The sequence below is a fragment of the Acidovorax sp. sif1233 genome (assembly GCF_019218755.1).
In the GTDB taxonomy this organism is placed as follows: Bacteria; Pseudomonadota; Gammaproteobacteria; order Burkholderiales; family Burkholderiaceae_C; genus Acidovorax.
Genome location: NZ_JAHUWZ010000007.1, coordinates 234,649 through 249,687, shown reverse-complemented (window position 1 = coordinate 249,687; position 15,039 = coordinate 234,649). Strand labels below are relative to the sequence as shown.

Sequence of the window (15,039 nt, the reverse complement as noted above, 5' to 3'; positions counted from 1 at the left end):
GCCCACGCCCGCACGCTGCTCCAGCAGCCCGCGGCCCGCCGCCTGGGGCCGGGCACCGAGCACCTGCTGCAGCTGCGGGACGTGGCGGCGCTGCGCGCAGCGGGCGACACGCTGGTGGTGGACGCCTGCCGCCACGGCGTGCAGGCGGGCGGCGCGTGGCACCCGCTGGCGCGCCGGCCGGTGCTCTTCGCACTCGTGCGCGCGCTGGCCCAGGCGTGGCCGGGCGACGCGGACCGCGATACGCTGATCGCCGACGTGTTCCGCACGCGCCACCCCGACGAGACCCACCGCGCCCGCCTCCGCGTGGAAATGGGGCGACTGCGCGCGCTGATGGCACCGCTGGCGGGCGTGGAGGCCACCGCACGCGGCTTCGTGCTGCGCCCCCAGGGGGGCCGCGGGGTGGCCGTGCTCGCGCCGCCGGTCGATGGCGCGCAGGGCGCGCTGCTGGCGCTGCTGTCCGACGGCGCCGCGTGGTCCACATCGGCCCTGGCGCTCGCGCTGGGCGACAGCCAGCGCACCGTGCAGCGCGCGCTGGCCGAGCTGGAGGCCGGCGGCCAGGTGCGCGCCATCGGCCAGGCCCGCGCCCGCCGCTGGCTGGCGGCGCCGCTCGTCGGATTCACGACGATCTTGTTACTCCCCACGGCGCAGCCGATTCCCTAAAGTGGCATCACCAACCGTTGAAGGAGCCCAGCCATGACCGCCATCACCCGCACCCCACAAGCCCCCCGCGACGCAGCCTGCAGCAGCCAGGTGGGCGACACCCCGCCGCCGCACCGGCAGATGCCCATCGCCTCGCGCCAGCCCGCCCAGGTGGTGCGCGAGTACGGACCGTTCGGCGATGCCGGGGCGGTCCATGGCGTGACGCACGACGGCCAGCGCGTGTGGGCCGCCACGGGCGAGCACCTGGTGGCTTTCGACCCTGCCAGCGGCACCACCGCCCGCACGCTCGACGTGGCGTGCGACGCGGGCACGGCCTTTGACGGCACGCACCTCTACCAGATCGCCGAGGCGCGCATCGACAAGATCGACCCTTCCACCGGCCGCGTCCTGGCCACCATCCCCGCGCCGGGCGGCGGCAACGACTCGGGCCTGACCTGGGCCGAAGGCAGCCTGTGGGTGGGCCAGTACCGCGACCGCAAGATCCACCAGATCGACCCCGCCACGGGGGCCATCCGCCGCACCATCGAGTCCGACCGCTTCGTGACCGGCGTGACCTGGGTGGACGGCGAACTGTGGCACGGCACCTGGGAGGGCGACGAAAGCACGCTGCGCCACATCGACCCCGCCAGCGGTGCCGTGCTGCAGCAGCTGGACCTGCCGCAGGGCATGGGCGTGAGCGGGCTCGAGTCCGACGGGGCCGGCCTGTTCTACGCCGGCGGCGGCAGCAGCGGCAAGGTGCGCGCCGTGCGCCGGCCCGAGGCGCCCCGCGCCTGAACGGGGCGGCCGCGCGCCGCGCCCATCGCCGTGCACCCCACGGGCCCTGCACCGGCCCCGCGCCTTCCGCGCGGGCCGCAGGCCGGGGGCAGGTGCGCCTGCCCCGCCCGCGAGCCCATCCTTCTTCTACCCCACCCGCCACCCCATCGAGGAGTCCTCCATGAACGCCCCCACACAACAACATCCCGTGGTCTCCGCCCGCCAATGGCTGGCCCAGCGCCACACCCTGCTGGCCCGCGAGAAGGCGCTGACCCGCCTGCGCGACGAGATCGCCCAGGAGCGCCGCGCGCTGCCCTGGACCCGCGTGGACAAGCGCTACACCTTCGACACGCCCCAGGGCCCGCGCGCCCTGGCCGACCTTTTCGACGGCCGCAGCCAGCTGCTGGTGCAGCATTTCATGTTCGGCCCGGGGTGGGAGCAAGGCTGCCCCAGCTGCTCGTTCATGGCCGACCACCTGGGTGGCATGGAGCTGCACCTGCAGCACCGCGACGTGTCGGTGCTTGCCATCTCGCGCGCGCCGCTGGCCGAGATCGAGCGCTTTCGCGAGCGCATGGGCTGGCGGTTCCGCTGGGTGTCGTCGCACGGCAGCGACTTCAACCACGACTTCGCCGTGAGCTTCACGCCCGAACAGCGCGCACGGGGAAACGGCGAGGTCTTCTACAACTACGGCATGCGGCCGTTCCCCGCCGAGGAGGCACCGGGCATCAGCGTGTTTTTGCGCAACGATGCGGGCGAGGTGTTCCACACCTACTCGACCTTCGGGCGCGGCGTCGAGGCCATGATGGGCACCTACCAGCTGCTGGACCTGACGCCGCTGGGGCGCCACGAAACCAACCGGGCCTACCCCATGGACTGGGTGCGCCACCACGACCGCTACGCACCCGCCGACGCCGCCCGCACTCCGGCTGCGCAGGCAAGCCAGGCCCACCCGGCACCGGGCGCGTGCTGCGCCGCACGGGGCTGAACACCGCCCCACGGCCATGGACACCCTCTGGCCCTGGCTCGCCACCGCCGCGCTGGGCGCCCTGCATGGGATGAACCCTGCCACGGCCTGGGGACTGGCGGCAGCCTGGGGCCTGCGGACGCACGACCACGGCATCCCGCTGCGCGCCGTGCTGCCCCTGGCCACCGGGCACCTGGCCTCGGTGGCGCTGGTGGCCGCCACGGCGGTGTGGGGCCTGCCGCTGGCCCGGCCCGTGCTGCTGGCGGTCGCGGGCGGATTGTGCGCGGTGGTGGTGCTGGCCCACCTGCGTGGGCATACTGCGCCGGCCGGCATCCGCAGGCCTGCCGGGCCCGCGGGCCTGGCCCTGTGGTCCTTTGGGACGGCCACCGCCCACGGCGCGGGGCTGATGCTGGTGCCCGCGCTGGCGCCGCTGTGCCTGGGCGGCGGCGCGGCAGGGGGCGGTGCCGCATCCACCCCCCTGCTGCTGGCGCTGGCCGCACTGGGCGTTCACACCCTGGCCATGCTGGCGGCCAGCGCTGCCATGGCCGCCGCCGCATGCCGTGGCGTGCAGGGGGCCACACGCTGGCTGCAGCGCCACAAGCGCCGCGCCTGCCGCCCAGTCCGTTGACTACGCCTTTGGGGGGCGGTGCAGCGCGCAGAGCTTGTTGCCGTCCGGGTCGCGCAGGTACGCCAGGTACAGCTTGCCGCCGGGGCCTTCGCGGTAGCCGGGCGGGTCTTCGCAGGTGGTGCCCCCGTGGGCGACACCCGCCGCATGGAACGCATCGGCCTGCTCGGGCGACTGCATGGCAAAGCCGATGGTGCCGCCGTTGGCAAAGGTGGCGGCCTCGCCATTGATGGGGGTGCTGATGCAGAAGGTGCCGGAGGGGCCCCGGTAGAAGTAGCGGTTCTTGTTGGCGACGCCAGGGGGCACACCGATGGTGCCGAGCAGCGCGTCGTAGAACTTTCGGGATACCTCCAGGTCGTTCACACCGACCATCACATGACTGAACATACTTTTTTGTCTCCGCTGGGCCCCGGTGGGGCGGTTGATGGGCGAAGGGATGTTACCGGCTGCGCACCCGCGCGCTGTCGCCCGGCAGACCGTGGCGCGGGCAGCGCCTGCGTGGAGTGAGTGGCCTGCACGGCGCGCGGGGGCACCACTGCCGGCGAACACGCTGCAGCCTGGCATTTTCAAGCCAAAATGCCCTGGAGCGCACATTCAATCACCGCCATCAGCTATCAGTTAGAGAGCATTCACCCTCCCGCCATGCCACCCACCACCCACTTCACCCCCGTCCCCCTCGACAAGGCCTACCGCCTGCTCAACCACGGCCCGACCGTGCTGGTGTCGGCCGCGCACGCCGGCCAGCACAACGTGATGGCGGCCGCCTGGGCCTGCGCGCTGGACTTTTCCCCGCCCAAGGTGACGGTGGTGCTTGACAAGGCCACGCGCACGCGCGAACTGGTGGAGGCCAGCGGCGCCTTCGCGCTGCAGCTGCCCACCGTGCCCATGGCGGCGATGACCGTGGCCATTGGCACCGACAGCGCCAAGACCCACCCCGACAAACTGCGGCAGCACGGCGTGGAGCTGTTCCACGCCCCCGGCCACGCCAATACCCCGCTGGTGCACGGCTGCGCCGCCTGGCTGCTGTGCCGCGCCATCCCCGAGCCGCACAACCAGCAGGCCTACGACCTCTTCATCGGCGAAGTGGTGGCCGCCTGGGCGGACGAGCGCGTGTTCCGCAACGGGCACTGGGAGTTCGACACCGCACCCCAGGCGCTGCGCACGCTGCACTACGTGGCGGGCGGGCAGTTCTATGCGACGGGGGCGTCGGTCGTGGTGTGAAAGGCGCTGTGGCCACCACAGCGCGGCAGGAAGGGCAGTGGGGGCCGCCTCCCGGAGAATCCGGTCCATGCGGAATACCCTAGTGGCTCCGGTTCTTTGACCAGATAATATGCATGCATAGCGAATGCGAAGCCGCTGCGCTGCCGTGCCACGGTCAACCGCAGTCCCGGCGCGCTGCGGCAGCGGCGCCGTGCGGCGGCTGCCTTTCGACTTCGCTGCGTGTATCCCCCGGTTGTAGATGAAACAAGGAAGCTGAAATGAACATGGGTTTTCGAAAGACCGTGCTGGCCGTGGCGAGCGGCGTGGTGGTGTCGGTAGGTGGGGCAGGGGTTGCGCAGGCGCAGTCGCTCACCATCGCGCTGGCGGCCGAGCCGACCGCGGCCGATCCGCACTATCACAAGATGACGGCCAACGATGCTTTTTCGGCCCATGTCTATGACTCGCTGGTGGCGCGCAACGCCAAGATGGAGCTGATCCCTTCGCTGGCCACGTCGTGGAAGAACCTGGACGACCTGACCTGGGAGTTCAAGCTGCGCCCCGGCGTCAAGTTCTCGAACGGCCAGCCGTTCACGTCCAAGGACGTGCTGTTCACCATCTGCCGCACGCTGAACAACGAGACCAACGTCTCGGAGTCGTACACCGACACCACCAAGCGCATCACCGATGTGAAGACGCCCGATGACCTGACCGTGATCATCAAGACCGTGGCGCCGCTGCCGCTGCTGCCCGCCGAAATGGCGCGTTCATTGCCGATTCTGTGGAGCGGTATTGCCCAGGGCGGCAAGCTCGCGTTCGCACCCAAGACGGGCTGCGGCGTGACCGGTGCCTGGCCCACCGTGACCGACTTCAACACCGGCAAGACGGCCATCGGCACCGGCCCGTATTTGATGAAGTCCTACGTCAAGGGCACCGGCATCCAGCTGGAGCGCAACGATGCCTACTGGGGCGAGAAGCCGCACTGGAAGACCGTGAAGATGGTGCCCGTGCCCAGCGCCGGCCCGCGTCTGACGGGCCTGCTGTCGGGCGACTACGACGTGATCGAAAACCCCGCCGCGCGCGACCTGACCCGTGTGAAGGACAACGCCAAGTTCGACTTCGTCGCCACGCCGTCGACGCGCCTGGTGTTCCTGCAGCCCGACATCGGCCGCAACCCCAGCCCGCAGGTGAAGGCCGCGGACGGCAAGAACCCGCTGCAGGATGTGCGCGTGCGCCGGGCCATGAACATGGCCATCGACCGCAAGGCCATCGTGCAGCGCATCATGGACGGCATGGCCACGCCCGCCTACCAGTACATGCCCGACGGCATGTTCGGCGCGCTGCCCCAGGCCCCCGAGATCAAGTTCGACCCCGAAGGCGCCAAGAAGCTGCTGGCCGAAGCCGGCTACCCCAATGGCTTCGAGCTGACGCTGTCGTCCACCAACGACCGCTACGTGAACGACGCCCAGGTGGCCCAGTCGGTGGCGCAGTACTTCACGCGCATCGGCATCAAGACCAACGTGGATGCGATGACGGCATCGATCTACTTCCCCAAGCGCGCCAAGCGCGAGTTCAGCCTGCCCATGGGCGGCTGGCCTGCGGAAACGGGCGAGGCATCGGCGCTGTTCCAGCTGTGGGTGGCATCGCTGGATGCGCCCAAGGGCCAGGGCACCAGCAACTACGGCGCCAACTACAACCCCGAGTTCGACAAGCTGTACCTGCCGGCTGCCGACCTGGTGGACCCCGCCAAGCGCAAGGCAGGCCTGGAAGCCGCGACCAAGTTCGCGCTCGACAACGTGGCGCTGATCCCGCTGCACTTTGAAAGCAGCATCTGGGCCTTCAAGAAGGGCCTGAGCTACGAAGGCCGCCGCGACCAGTACACGCTGGCCACCTCGGTCAAGCCCAAGTAAGCCGTCGCGGTCGGTGAACGATACGGGGTGCGCCTGGCGCACTCCGTATTTTTATTTTTCCTTCAGCGCCACGTCGCGCCCTCATCGCGCAATGCCGCGCAATGCCGCGCCCAGCCACGTCGTCACAGGCCAGCCATGTCCAAAGCCCCCTTCTTCACCCTGCCCAGCGGCAGGCGCCGTGCCGCTGAGCCGAGGCTTCCATCCATTTCGCGAGGGGGTGCCTGAGTGCTCATCTTCATCCTGCGAAGGCTCATGCAGAGCCTTTTTGTCCTGCTGGCCGTGTCGCTGGTGGTGTTCTTTGCGGTGTATGCCGTGGGCGACCCGATCGAACTGCTGGTCAATGCCGAAGCCAGCGAGGCCGATCGCCTGGCGATGATCAAGCGCCTGGGGCTCGACCTGCCCATCTGGCAGCAGTACACGAGCTTTCTGGTGCGCGCGCTGCAGGGCGACCTGGGCACCTCGTTCGTGCACGGCATCCCTGCCATCGAGCTGATCGTGCAGCGCATTCCGGCCACGCTGGAGCTGGTGCTGGTGGCGATCACGCTGACCATCGTGGTGGGTATTCCGCTGGGCCTGATCGCCGGCCTCAAGAACGACAAGCCCACGGGGCGGGGGCTGATGGCGGGCTCGGTGCTGGGTTTTTCGCTGCCCAACTTCTGGCAGGGCATGGTGCTGATCCTGTGTTTCGCCGTGTGGCTGCAGTGGCTGCCCGCCGCGGGGCGTGGTGACACGGTGGCGGTGTTCGGCGTGCCGCTGTCGTTGCTGACGGCGGATGGCTGGTCGCATGTGATGCTGCCGGCCGTGAACCTGGCGCTGGCCAATATCGCGCTGGTGCTGCGCCTGACGGCGACGGGCGTGGTGGACGCCAAGACACAGGAGTACGTGAAATTCGCCCGCGCCAAGGGCCTGACGCCGCGCCGCATCCTCACGCGCCACATCCTGCGCAACATCCTGATCCCGGTGGTCACGGTGATCGGCATGGAGTTTGGCTCGCTGATCGCCTACTCCACCATCACCGAGACCGTGTTTGCCTGGCCCGGCATGGGCAAGCTGCTGATCGACAGCATCTACCAGCTTGACCGCCCCGTGGTCGTGGCGTACGTGATGCTGGTGACCTTCATCTTCGTGATGATCAACATGCTGGTGGACATGCTGTATGCGGCGCTGGACCCGCGCGTGCAGCTGCAAGAGTCCGAATAGGAAAGCGGGCGCAAGCGATTTATGCAAACTCCAGAATCCCCTCCCACTCCCCACGCCCCGTTGACGGAAACGCCGCGCCGCCGGGCCATCCTCAAGCAATTGCGCAGCCGCCCGTCCCTCAGGGGCTCGGCGATTTCGCTGGTCGTGCTGCTGCTGGTGGTGATGCTGGCGCCGTTCCTGGCGCCGCAGAACCCCTATGACCTGGCCGCCCTGGACCTGATGGACGGGCGCCTGCCGCCGGGCTCGGCCAGCATGGACGGCTTCCACTACTGGCTGGGCACCGACAGCCAGGGCCGCGACATGCTCAGCGCCATCCTGTATGGCCTGCGCATCAGCCTGACCGTGGGCCTGGCCGCGGTGGCGCTGGCCACCGTGATCGGCAGCCTGATCGGCCTGCTCGCGGCCTACGTGGGCGGCCTGGTCGACACCGTGCTGATGCGCATCGTGGACTTCATCCTGGGCTTTCCGACCATCCTGGTGGCGCTGGTGCTGCTGGCGATGCTGGGGCGCGGCGTGGACAAGGTCGTGATCGCCATCGTGATGGTGCAGTGGGCGCACTACGCGCGCATCATGCGCAGCCGCGCGCTGCAGGAGCGCCGCAAGGAATACATCGAGGCGGCACAGAACCTGGGCTTTCCGGCCTGGCGCATCATGCTGCGCCACCTGCTGCCCAACTGCCTGGGTCCGGTGATGGTGTTTGCCACCATCCAGATCGCCAACGCCATCGTGCTGGAAGCCACGCTGTCGTTCCTGGGCGTGGGCGTGCCCATCACCGAGCCATCCCTGGGCCTGCTCATCGCGAATGGCTTCCAGTACCTGCTGTCTGGCGACTACTGGATCAGCATGTTCCCCGGCCTGGCCCTGCTGGCCCTCATCCTGGCGATCAACGTGATCGCCGACCGCCTGCGCGCCGCACTGGACCCGAGAAGCCCATGACAACCCCTTTGCTTGCAGTGCGTGGCCTGCACACCGTTTTTCACACCGAGGAAGGCGCCTGGCCCGCCGTCAGCGGGATCGACCTGTCCATCGGGCCTGGCGAGATCCTGGGCCTGGTCGGCGAATCCGGCTCGGGCAAGTCGGTCACCGGCTTTTCCATCTTCGGCCTGATCGACCCTCCCGGCGAGGTGATCGCCGGCGAGGTGCTGTTCAAGGGCCGGAACCTGCGCGACCTGAGCGAGGAGCAGATGCGCCAGCTGCGCGGCGACCGCATCGCGATGATCTTCCAGGACCCTCTGATGACGTTGAACCCTGTGCTGCGCATCGAGGAGCAGATGCTCGAGGCCATCCAGACCCATGCCAGCGTGCCGCGCACCCAGGCGCTCCAGCTCTGCGTGGAGGCGCTGGAGATGGTGGGCATCCCCGCCCCGGCTTCGCGCCTGCGCAACTACCCGCACGAGTTCTCGGGCGGCATGCGCCAGCGCGTGGCGATCGCCATCGCCATGCTCAACAAGCCCGAGCTGATCATCTGCGACGAGCCCACCACGGCGCTCGATGTAACGATTCAGGGCCAGATCCTGTACCGCATGCAGGAGATCTGCCGCACGCACGGCACGGCGCTCATCTGGATCACCCACGACCTCGGCGTGATCGCCGAGCTGGCTGACAAGGTCGCGGTGATGTACGCGGGCAAGATCGTCGAGTCCGGCCCGGTGGATGAGGTGCTGGATGCCCCGGTGCACCCGTACACCCGCGGCCTGCTCGATTCGCTGCCCGGCGCCGCCCTGCCCGGCGGACGCCTGCGGCAGATCAGCGGCATGGCGCCGATGCTGGGCAACCGCCCCGCCGGCTGCGCCTTTGCGCCGCGCTGCGCGCACGCCCTGGCGCAATGCGCCACGGGCGAACCGGAGAACACCACGGTGAATGGGCGTACCTACCGCTGCTTTGCCCCCCTCGTTGCCCTGGACTCTGCCGCATGATCCACACCGCACCACCTCCCGTCATCGAATTGCGCAATGTGTACAAGCGCTTTGCCAAAAGGCAGGACCTGATCGGGCGCGTGTTCGAGCTGGCCGGCAAGAAGCCCGAGCCGCGCACCGTGCATGCCGTCAACGGCGTGAGCCTGGCGATTGCGCAGGGCGAGGTGCTGGGCCTCGTGGGGGAGTCCGGCTGCGGCAAGTCCACGCTTGGCCGCATCGTCGCCGGCCTGCACCGCCAGACCGAAGGCGAACTGCTGTACCAGGGCGCCGCCGTGGACGGCCTGGACCGGGCCGCCAGACTGGCCTACACACTGGGCGTGCAGATGGTGTTTCAGGACCCCCAGGCCTCGCTCAATCCGCGCCAGCGGCTGCACCAGATCCTGGGCGAGGCGCTGCACGTGCACAAACTCGCGCCCGCCGGCGAAATACCGGCACGGGTCGACAGGGCGCTGGCCGAAGTGGGCCTGGCCGCCGAGTACCGCACCCGCCTGCCGCACCAGCTCTCGGGCGGGCAGCGCCAGCGCGTGGGCATTGCCCGGGCGCTGATGGTGTCGCCCCGCTTCCTGGTCTGCGATGAGCCGGTCGCGGCGCTGGACGTGTCGATCCAGGCGCAGGTGATCAACCTGTTCATGGACCTGCGTGCCCAGCACGGCCTGACCTCCCTGTTCATCAGCCATGACCTCGGTGTGGTGCGCCACATCTCGGACCGCGTGGCCATCATGTACCTGGGCAAGATCGTCGAGATCTCGACCACGGCCGAGATTTTTGCGCGCGCCAACCATCCATACACCCAGGCGCTGATGGCCGAGGTGCCGAACCTGGAGCGGCGCAAGCGCGTGTTCGTGCCGATCCAGGGGGAGATTCCCTCGCCACTGAAACCGCCACCGGGCTGCACCTTCCACCCGCGCTGCCCGCACGCCATGGCCCGCTGCCGCGAGGAAGCACCGGCGCTCGAAGCCATCGCCCCCGGCCATTGGTCGGCCTGCCACCTGAACACCGCAGCGGCCTGACAACGGCAATGTCGCCCCGCCTGCTGCCCTGCCCCATTTCTTGCCTATGCCCAACGAACTTCATCTGCAATCCCTGCGCGACGCCGTGCAGCGGGTGGGCTGCCACGCGGTGGACTACAGCAACAGCCCCCTGCCCGGTGGCCGCTCCATCACGCTGAACACCTACCGGCCCGCACATGCCACGGACCACAGCCCCATCGTGCTGGTGCAGCACGGCGTGATGCGCAACGGCGACGACTACCGCGACTTCTGGATGCCCGCCGCCGACGAGCATGGCCTGGTCATCATCGCGCCCACGTTCTCGAACGCGCAGTGGCCCGACGTGGTGAGCTACAACAACGGCAACCTGCTGGCCACCGCCGACCGCGAAGCCCACGCCGACACGGTTCCGGCGAACCCACCCGGGGACTGGTCGTACACCGTCGTGACGCGGCTGGTCGATGAGCTCAAGGCATCGGGCGTGTTGACCACGCAGCCGCTGTACCTGTTCGGCCACTCCGCCGGCGGGCAGTTCGTGCACCGGCTGATGAGCGTGCTCACGCCCGGCACCTTTGCCGGTGTGGCCGCGGGCAACCCCGGCTGGTACACGCTGCCGCTGCTGGAGCTGCCGTTCCCCGAAGGCCTGGCCGGCACTCCCGCCGACACCGGCAGCCTGGCGCGCCTGTTCGCCTACCCGTTGACCATCCTGGCGGGCGACCAGGACATCGCCACGGCCGACGTGCACTTGCCGTCCGAACCGGCGGCACTGCGCCAGGGCCCGCACCGCTATGCCCGCGCGTTGAACTACTACGCCACCGCCCGGGCCGAGGCCGCGCGCCGCGGCCTGCCGCTGGCTTGGCAGCTGCACACCGTGGCGGGCATTGGCCACGATGGCAAGGCCATGTCGGCCGTCTGCGCGCACCTGTGGTTCCACGGCCACCTCCCCGACGCTGCGCAACTGGCCCGGCTGGCCGGCGAGCACACGGCCTGACGCCCGCCGCCTGCACCTCCTCGGCCTCAGCCCTCCGTCCTGCGGGAAGCAGGCGGAGCCCCCGAACCACCCTGTCCCACCTTGCACCGCCATGACCACCTCCGCCACGACACAGACGCTCATTGACGGCATCACCGCCTGGATGCAATGCGAGTCACCCACCAGCTCGCCCGCGGGCGTGGCGGCCATGGTGGCCGACATGGCCCGCTATGCCCGGGAAGGCGGACTGCAGGCCACCGTGACGCCACTGGGCGAGCGCGTGGGGCCGCTGCTGCACGTGACCAACCGCGCAGCCGGCGACACGCGCCCCGGGCTGCTGGTCCTGGGCCACTCGGACACCGTGCACCCGGTGGGCACCTTGAGCGACAACCCCTGCCGCATCGAGGGCGACCGCTTCTACGGCCCCGGCGGCTACGACATGAAGGCAGGCATCTACCTGGCCATGACGGCCCTGCGCGACCTGGCGGCCGCCGGCGCCAGCGCGATGCCGATCGACTTCGTGGTCGTGCCCGACGAAGAAACCGGCAGCCACGCTTCGCGTGTGCACATCGAGCGTTTTGCGCACAATGCCCGCTACGCCCTGGTCTGCGAGCCTGCCCGTGCCAATGGCGGCAGATGCGTGACCGCGCGCAAGGGCACGGGCATGCTGCGCCTGGGCGTGAAGGGCCATGCGGCCCATGCGGGCGTGGCGCATGAAAAAGGCCGCAGCGCGATCCGCGAAATGGCGCACCAGATCCTGGCGCTGGAGGCCATGACCGACTACGCGCGCGGCGTGACGGTGAGCGTGGGCACCATCGAAGGTGGCACCGCCACCAACACGGTGCCGGCGCAGTGCCGCTGCGTGGTGGACTTTCGCCTCCCCGACCTGCAGGCCGCCGACGAGCTGGTGCACAAGATGCAGGCGCTGCGCCCGGTGGGCGCGGACATGGAACTCGACATCGAGGTCGAGGTGAACCGCCCGCCCATGGTCAAGAGCGAGGCCGTGGTGGCCCTGCTGGACCGCGCCAAGGCGTCGGCTCGGCATGCGGGCTTCGCGCTCGAAGATGCGCCCATGACCGGCGGCGGCAGCGACGCCAACTTCACCTCGGCCCTGGGGGTGCCCACACTCGACGGGCTGGGTGCCGACGGCGACGGCGCCCACACGCTGCAGGAACACATCCTCGTCTCGACCCTGGAGGCGCGCCTGAACTTCTGGCGCCATCTGCTGGCGCACCTGGCGTAAGGGGGGCGATTCCCTGGCGGACGCCTGAAAGGCGGTGTCAGGGCTGTTCGAGGTAGCGGACGGCCAGCGCCTGCCGGGCCGCCGCGCTCACGCCCAGCACGTCGCCCAGGTAGGCATCGACGCCCTGGAACTCGGTGTCCACCATGTGCAGGGCTGCATTGAGAAACTCCTCCTGCACACGCCACAGCACGGCCAGCACTTCGTCGGGCGCGTGGCTGGCCAACCCCTCGGGGCGGCGGTAGAGGGTGTTGGTGAGCAGGTAGTCCTGCATCACCACCTCGCGCGGCACGCCCAGCGCCAGCAGGATGAGGGCGGCGGCAAAGCCTGTGCGGTCCTTGCCCGCGGTGCAGTGGAACACCAGCGGGGTGGCGCTGCCTTCATCGAGCAGCAGGCGGAACAGCTCGGCAAATCGATGCGCGTTGTCGTGCACAAAGCCCCGGTAGGTGTCCTGCATCAGCGCCACGGCGTCTTGCGCGGTGAGCTGGCGGCCGGTGCGCTGCAGTTCCAGCGCGCGCTGCACCACCGTGGGCTCGATGGCCAGCGGGTGGTAGCTGATGCCCGGCAGCGCGTAGGCATACGCGGCGCTTTCGGCCTGGCCGCGAAAGTCCACCGCGCGGGCCACGCCCAGCTCGGCCAGCAGGGCCCGGTCCTGCGCGGTGAGGCCCGCCAGGTGGTCCGAGCGGAAGATGCGCCGCCATTTGACGGTGCGCCCGCCATGGCCGGCGTAGCCGCCCAGATCGCGGAAGTTGGTGGCCCCGGCCAGGGGAAGGGAGCGGGTGGGTGCTGACTGCATGGTGCGTGGCGGGGGATGCGGTGGTGGGCTGGTGAAGCGGAAAGGATAGCCGGGCGGTGCGGCAGGCGCATGTCGCGCGCGTGGCTGGACGGGTGTTCCTGCCAGCACATCGCCGGTGTGCAGAATCCGGGCATGCAGCGTCTTGTGCCCCTCCCCTCCGATCTACAGCCCTGGTTGATGGCAGCGGTGGTGATCGATGCCCCTGCGGAACTGGCGCAGTCGCATTTCCCGGCGATGGTGTCGAGCATGCTGGTGGTGCGGCTGGCCGGGCAGGTGCGGTGCCGGGGCGCGCTGGTGCCGCCGTCGGCCTGGATCAGCGCCAGCACCACGGCCACGGTGTACGAACACGGCGGACCGGTGCGGGCCGTGGGGCTGGTGCTGCAGCCTGAGGCCGCCGCGGCGCTGTTTGGCAGTGCACGCGGGCTGGTGAACACGCTACGGCCGCTGGCGGAACTGGTGGGCCCGCGATGGGCAGAGGTGGAGCATGGCGTGCTGGCGGCGGCAGACGATGCCACACGGCTTACGGTGCTGCACCAGTTCGTCCGGCAGCTGGCCGCACCGCCGTCGCCTTGTGATGCATGGCGGCGGCAAGCCCTGGCCTTGCTGCAGGCGGCCAGCGCCGACGCCACGGGCGCGGAATCAGGCCACCAGCGCATGGGCCTGAGCCAGCGGCAGTTTGAACGGCGCTTTGTGGCGCACTGGGGCATGCCTCCCAAGCAGTTTCAGGTGATTGCGCGGCTGAACCGCACGCTGGGCAACGCCCTCGCCGCGCCCGGCGGCCCGGTGGTGGACCTGGCCGCCGGCCAGGGGTACTACGACCAGTCGCACATGGGGCGCGATGTGCGCAGGCTGGCGGGCCACCCGCTGCAGGCCCTGGTGCAAGGCACGCGCAGCCCGCTCACCGCGCACTGGCCCTTGCAGATCGGCGCGCAGGCCCTGCCGAATCAGCCTGCCCCACCCTTGGAGCCCACGCGCAAGCGCTGAGCCAGGTAGAGCGGCATCACAAACGCGAGGCCAATGCCAAAGCAGGCCGCGATGTAAGCCCAGCGCCACGCACCCAGGCTGCGGTCTGCCGCCACCCAGGCCGAGAACGCCACGGCGGCCAGGTACACGTCGAGGGTGATGCCGGTGGTGAGTGCATTGGCAAACGCATCCCGCCAGAAGACATCGGGCATCACGCTGCCGCCCGCCAGAAAGTACACCCCATTGAAGTACCAGGGGACGGCCAGGCCCACGAGGGCCAGCAAAAGAAAAAAGGTGCGCAGGTGTGTGTGTTTTTGCATCGGTGCATGCGGCCCCCCAAAGAAAAGGAGAGAGGCCCTGGGTAGTGAATCAACGCACCGATTGAATCCGCGCAGCCCCCTGGCGGGCTAGGAAAAAAGCGACATGCCTCACACCGGCGGGCCTGCCGCTGCCCGCCACCTTCATGAACTTACTGCGCGCGGGGCAGCGAGGTCACGGCGCCATCCACCGGCAGCTCCTGCGTGCCCTTGGGGCAGGGCTGGTCGGTGTAGGTGGTGCGGCCGTCCTTCACGCACTTGCGCGGCTGCGGGGCCACGGGCTCGGACGCGCCGCCATGCGCAGCGCGGGCTTGTGCGGCGGGCTGCTGTTTGCCGGGCGGCAAGGTGTCGGGGCCGGGGCGGGTGATCTTCTTCCAGGCCTGCTCGGTCCACGGCCCGGCGTGGGGCAGCCACTGGTCGGCCGTCCACCATGCGGCGGCCGCGGCGGCCAGCAGCAATGCGGCCAGGAGGGACCAGAGGGCTCGTTCGCGGGTGCTGCGCATGGGGTGGGCCTGTGGCGGGGAGGTGGGCGACCACCA

The 15,039-nt window shown here is 69.7% G+C and carries 16 protein-coding genes and 1 pseudogene; 13 read left to right on the top strand and 4 right to left on the bottom strand.

Translation table 11 applies throughout. The features are described 5' to 3' along the window. From KW843_RS21640 to KW843_RS21625, 4 genes and pseudogenes are all read left to right on the top strand, one after another. A pseudogene (locus tag KW843_RS21640) lies at positions 1-660 on the top strand (helix-turn-helix domain-containing protein); the annotation flags it as partial. A 120-nt stretch (positions 661-780) separates the two neighbouring features. Further along, the gene (locus tag KW843_RS21635; protein WP_218297230.1) at positions 781-1,434 is read left to right on the top strand and encodes a PQQ-binding-like beta-propeller repeat protein; all 654 of its coding nucleotides are present in this window, start codon (positions 781-783) and stop codon (positions 1,432-1,434) included. Positions 1,435-1,594: 160 nt separating this feature from the next. Next, entirely contained in the window at positions 1,595-2,398 is an 804-nt protein-coding gene (locus tag KW843_RS21630) for a DUF899 domain-containing protein (RefSeq protein ID WP_218297202.1), read from the top strand. A gap of 16 nt (positions 2,399-2,414) precedes the next feature. Next, positions 2,415-3,005 (top strand): hypothetical protein, encoded by a 591-nt coding sequence (locus tag KW843_RS21625; RefSeq protein ID WP_218297201.1) that lies wholly within the window; start codon positions 2,415-2,417, stop codon positions 3,003-3,005. Here the strand turns inward: KW843_RS21625 and KW843_RS21620 are convergent, their stop codons facing one another. Then, entirely contained in the window at positions 3,006-3,389 is a 384-nt protein-coding gene (locus KW843_RS21620) for a VOC family protein (RefSeq protein WP_218297200.1), read from the bottom strand. Positions 3,390-3,644: 255 nt separating this feature from the next. Between KW843_RS21620 and KW843_RS21615 the strand changes: the two genes are divergently transcribed. The 8 genes from KW843_RS21615 to KW843_RS21580 all read left to right on the top strand — a co-directional run bounded on the left by KW843_RS21615 (position 3,645) and on the right by KW843_RS21580 (position 12,427). Continuing rightward, positions 3,645-4,223, top strand: a complete 579-nt coding sequence (locus tag KW843_RS21615) for a flavin reductase family protein (RefSeq protein ID WP_218297199.1) — start codon at positions 3,645-3,647, stop codon at positions 4,221-4,223. 263 nt (positions 4,224-4,486) lie between these two features. After that, the gene (locus tag KW843_RS21610; RefSeq protein ID WP_218297229.1) at positions 4,487-6,109 is read left to right on the top strand and encodes an ABC transporter substrate-binding protein; all 1,623 of its coding nucleotides are present in this window, start codon (positions 4,487-4,489) and stop codon (positions 6,107-6,109) included. Between the two features lie 225 nt (positions 6,110-6,334). Continuing rightward, a complete protein-coding gene (locus KW843_RS21605; protein WP_218297198.1) occupies positions 6,335-7,309 on the top strand; it encodes an ABC transporter permease in 975 nt (324 codons plus the stop codon). Positions 7,310-7,330: 21 nt separating this feature from the next. Beyond that, positions 7,331-8,245 (top strand): ABC transporter permease, encoded by a 915-nt coding sequence (locus KW843_RS21600; protein ID WP_218297197.1) that lies wholly within the window; start codon positions 7,331-7,333, stop codon positions 8,243-8,245. After that, entirely contained in the window at positions 8,242-9,225 is a 984-nt protein-coding gene (locus KW843_RS21595; RefSeq protein WP_218297196.1) for an ABC transporter ATP-binding protein, read from the top strand. Before KW843_RS21600 ends, KW843_RS21595 begins: the two co-directional genes overlap by 4 nt. Continuing rightward, complete coding sequence (locus KW843_RS21590) at positions 9,222-10,235, top strand: ABC transporter ATP-binding protein (RefSeq protein WP_218297195.1); 1,014 nt, start codon at positions 9,222-9,224, stop codon at positions 10,233-10,235. Before KW843_RS21595 ends, KW843_RS21590 begins: the two co-directional genes overlap by 4 nt. Before the next feature lie 46 nt (positions 10,236-10,281). After that, positions 10,282-11,205, top strand: coding sequence for an alpha/beta hydrolase (locus KW843_RS21585; protein ID WP_218297194.1), 924 nt, complete (start codon positions 10,282-10,284; stop codon positions 11,203-11,205). A gap of 91 nt (positions 11,206-11,296) precedes the next feature. Beyond that, a complete protein-coding gene (locus tag KW843_RS21580; protein ID WP_218297193.1) occupies positions 11,297-12,427 on the top strand; it encodes a M20 family metallopeptidase in 1,131 nt (376 codons plus the stop codon). Between the two features lie 37 nt (positions 12,428-12,464). Here KW843_RS21580 and KW843_RS21575 read toward each other — a convergent pair whose 3' ends face one another. Then, entirely contained in the window at positions 12,465-13,220 is a 756-nt protein-coding gene (locus tag KW843_RS21575; RefSeq protein WP_218297192.1) for a tyrosine-protein phosphatase, read from the bottom strand. A gap of 132 nt (positions 13,221-13,352) precedes the next feature. On the opposite strand from KW843_RS21575, the gene KW843_RS21570 reads away from it, so the two are divergent. Next, on the top strand, positions 13,353-14,204 hold the full coding sequence (locus KW843_RS21570) for a helix-turn-helix domain-containing protein (RefSeq protein WP_218297191.1): 852 nt from the start codon (positions 13,353-13,355) through the stop codon (positions 14,202-14,204). Here KW843_RS21570 and KW843_RS21565 read toward each other — a convergent pair. After that, on the bottom strand, positions 14,165-14,503 hold the full coding sequence (locus KW843_RS21565; protein ID WP_218297190.1) for a DUF2834 domain-containing protein: 339 nt from the start codon (positions 14,501-14,503) through the stop codon (positions 14,165-14,167). The two genes, KW843_RS21570 and KW843_RS21565, sit on opposite strands and share 40 nt — an antisense overlap. 149 nt (positions 14,504-14,652) lie before the next feature. Further along, positions 14,653-15,003: a DUF4124 domain-containing protein gene (locus KW843_RS21560; RefSeq protein ID WP_218297189.1), complete on the bottom strand. Its 351-nt coding sequence runs from the start codon at positions 15,001-15,003 to the stop codon at positions 14,653-14,655. Positions 15,004-15,039 lie beyond the last annotated feature (36 nt).

Excerpts from the sequence above, each read along its gene's own strand:
- KW843_RS21635 (WP_218297230.1), top strand. The coding sequence starts at position 781 with ATGCCCATCGCCTCGCGCCAGCCCGCCCAGGTGGTGCGCGAGTACGGA.
- KW843_RS21630 (WP_218297202.1), top strand. The coding sequence starts at position 1,595 with ATGAACGCCCCCACACAACAACATCCCGTGGTCTCCGCCCGCCAATGG.
- KW843_RS21625 (WP_218297201.1), top strand. The coding sequence starts at position 2,415 with ATGGACACCCTCTGGCCCTGGCTCGCCACCGCCGCGCTGGGCGCCCTG.
- KW843_RS21620 (WP_218297200.1), bottom strand. The coding sequence starts at position 3,389 with ATGTTCAGTCATGTGATGGTCGGTGTGAACGACCTGGAGGTATCCCGA.
- KW843_RS21615 (WP_218297199.1), top strand. The coding sequence starts at position 3,645 with ATGCCACCCACCACCCACTTCACCCCCGTCCCCCTCGACAAGGCCTAC.
- KW843_RS21610 (WP_218297229.1), top strand. The coding sequence starts at position 4,487 with ATGGGTTTTCGAAAGACCGTGCTGGCCGTGGCGAGCGGCGTGGTGGTG.
- KW843_RS21600 (WP_218297197.1), top strand. The coding sequence starts at position 7,331 with ATGCAAACTCCAGAATCCCCTCCCACTCCCCACGCCCCGTTGACGGAA.
- KW843_RS21595 (WP_218297196.1), top strand. The coding sequence starts at position 8,242 with ATGACAACCCCTTTGCTTGCAGTGCGTGGCCTGCACACCGTTTTTCAC.
- KW843_RS21590 (WP_218297195.1), top strand. The coding sequence starts at position 9,222 with ATGATCCACACCGCACCACCTCCCGTCATCGAATTGCGCAATGTGTAC.
- KW843_RS21585 (WP_218297194.1), top strand. The coding sequence starts at position 10,282 with ATGCCCAACGAACTTCATCTGCAATCCCTGCGCGACGCCGTGCAGCGG.
- KW843_RS21580 (WP_218297193.1), top strand. The coding sequence starts at position 11,297 with ATGACCACCTCCGCCACGACACAGACGCTCATTGACGGCATCACCGCC.
- KW843_RS21575 (WP_218297192.1), bottom strand. The coding sequence starts at position 13,220 with ATGCAGTCAGCACCCACCCGCTCCCTTCCCCTGGCCGGGGCCACCAAC.
- KW843_RS21570 (WP_218297191.1), top strand. The coding sequence starts at position 13,353 with ATGCAGCGTCTTGTGCCCCTCCCCTCCGATCTACAGCCCTGGTTGATG.
- KW843_RS21565 (WP_218297190.1), bottom strand. The coding sequence starts at position 14,503 with ATGCAAAAACACACACACCTGCGCACCTTTTTTCTTTTGCTGGCCCTC.
- KW843_RS21560 (WP_218297189.1), bottom strand. The coding sequence starts at position 15,003 with ATGCGCAGCACCCGCGAACGAGCCCTCTGGTCCCTCCTGGCCGCATTG.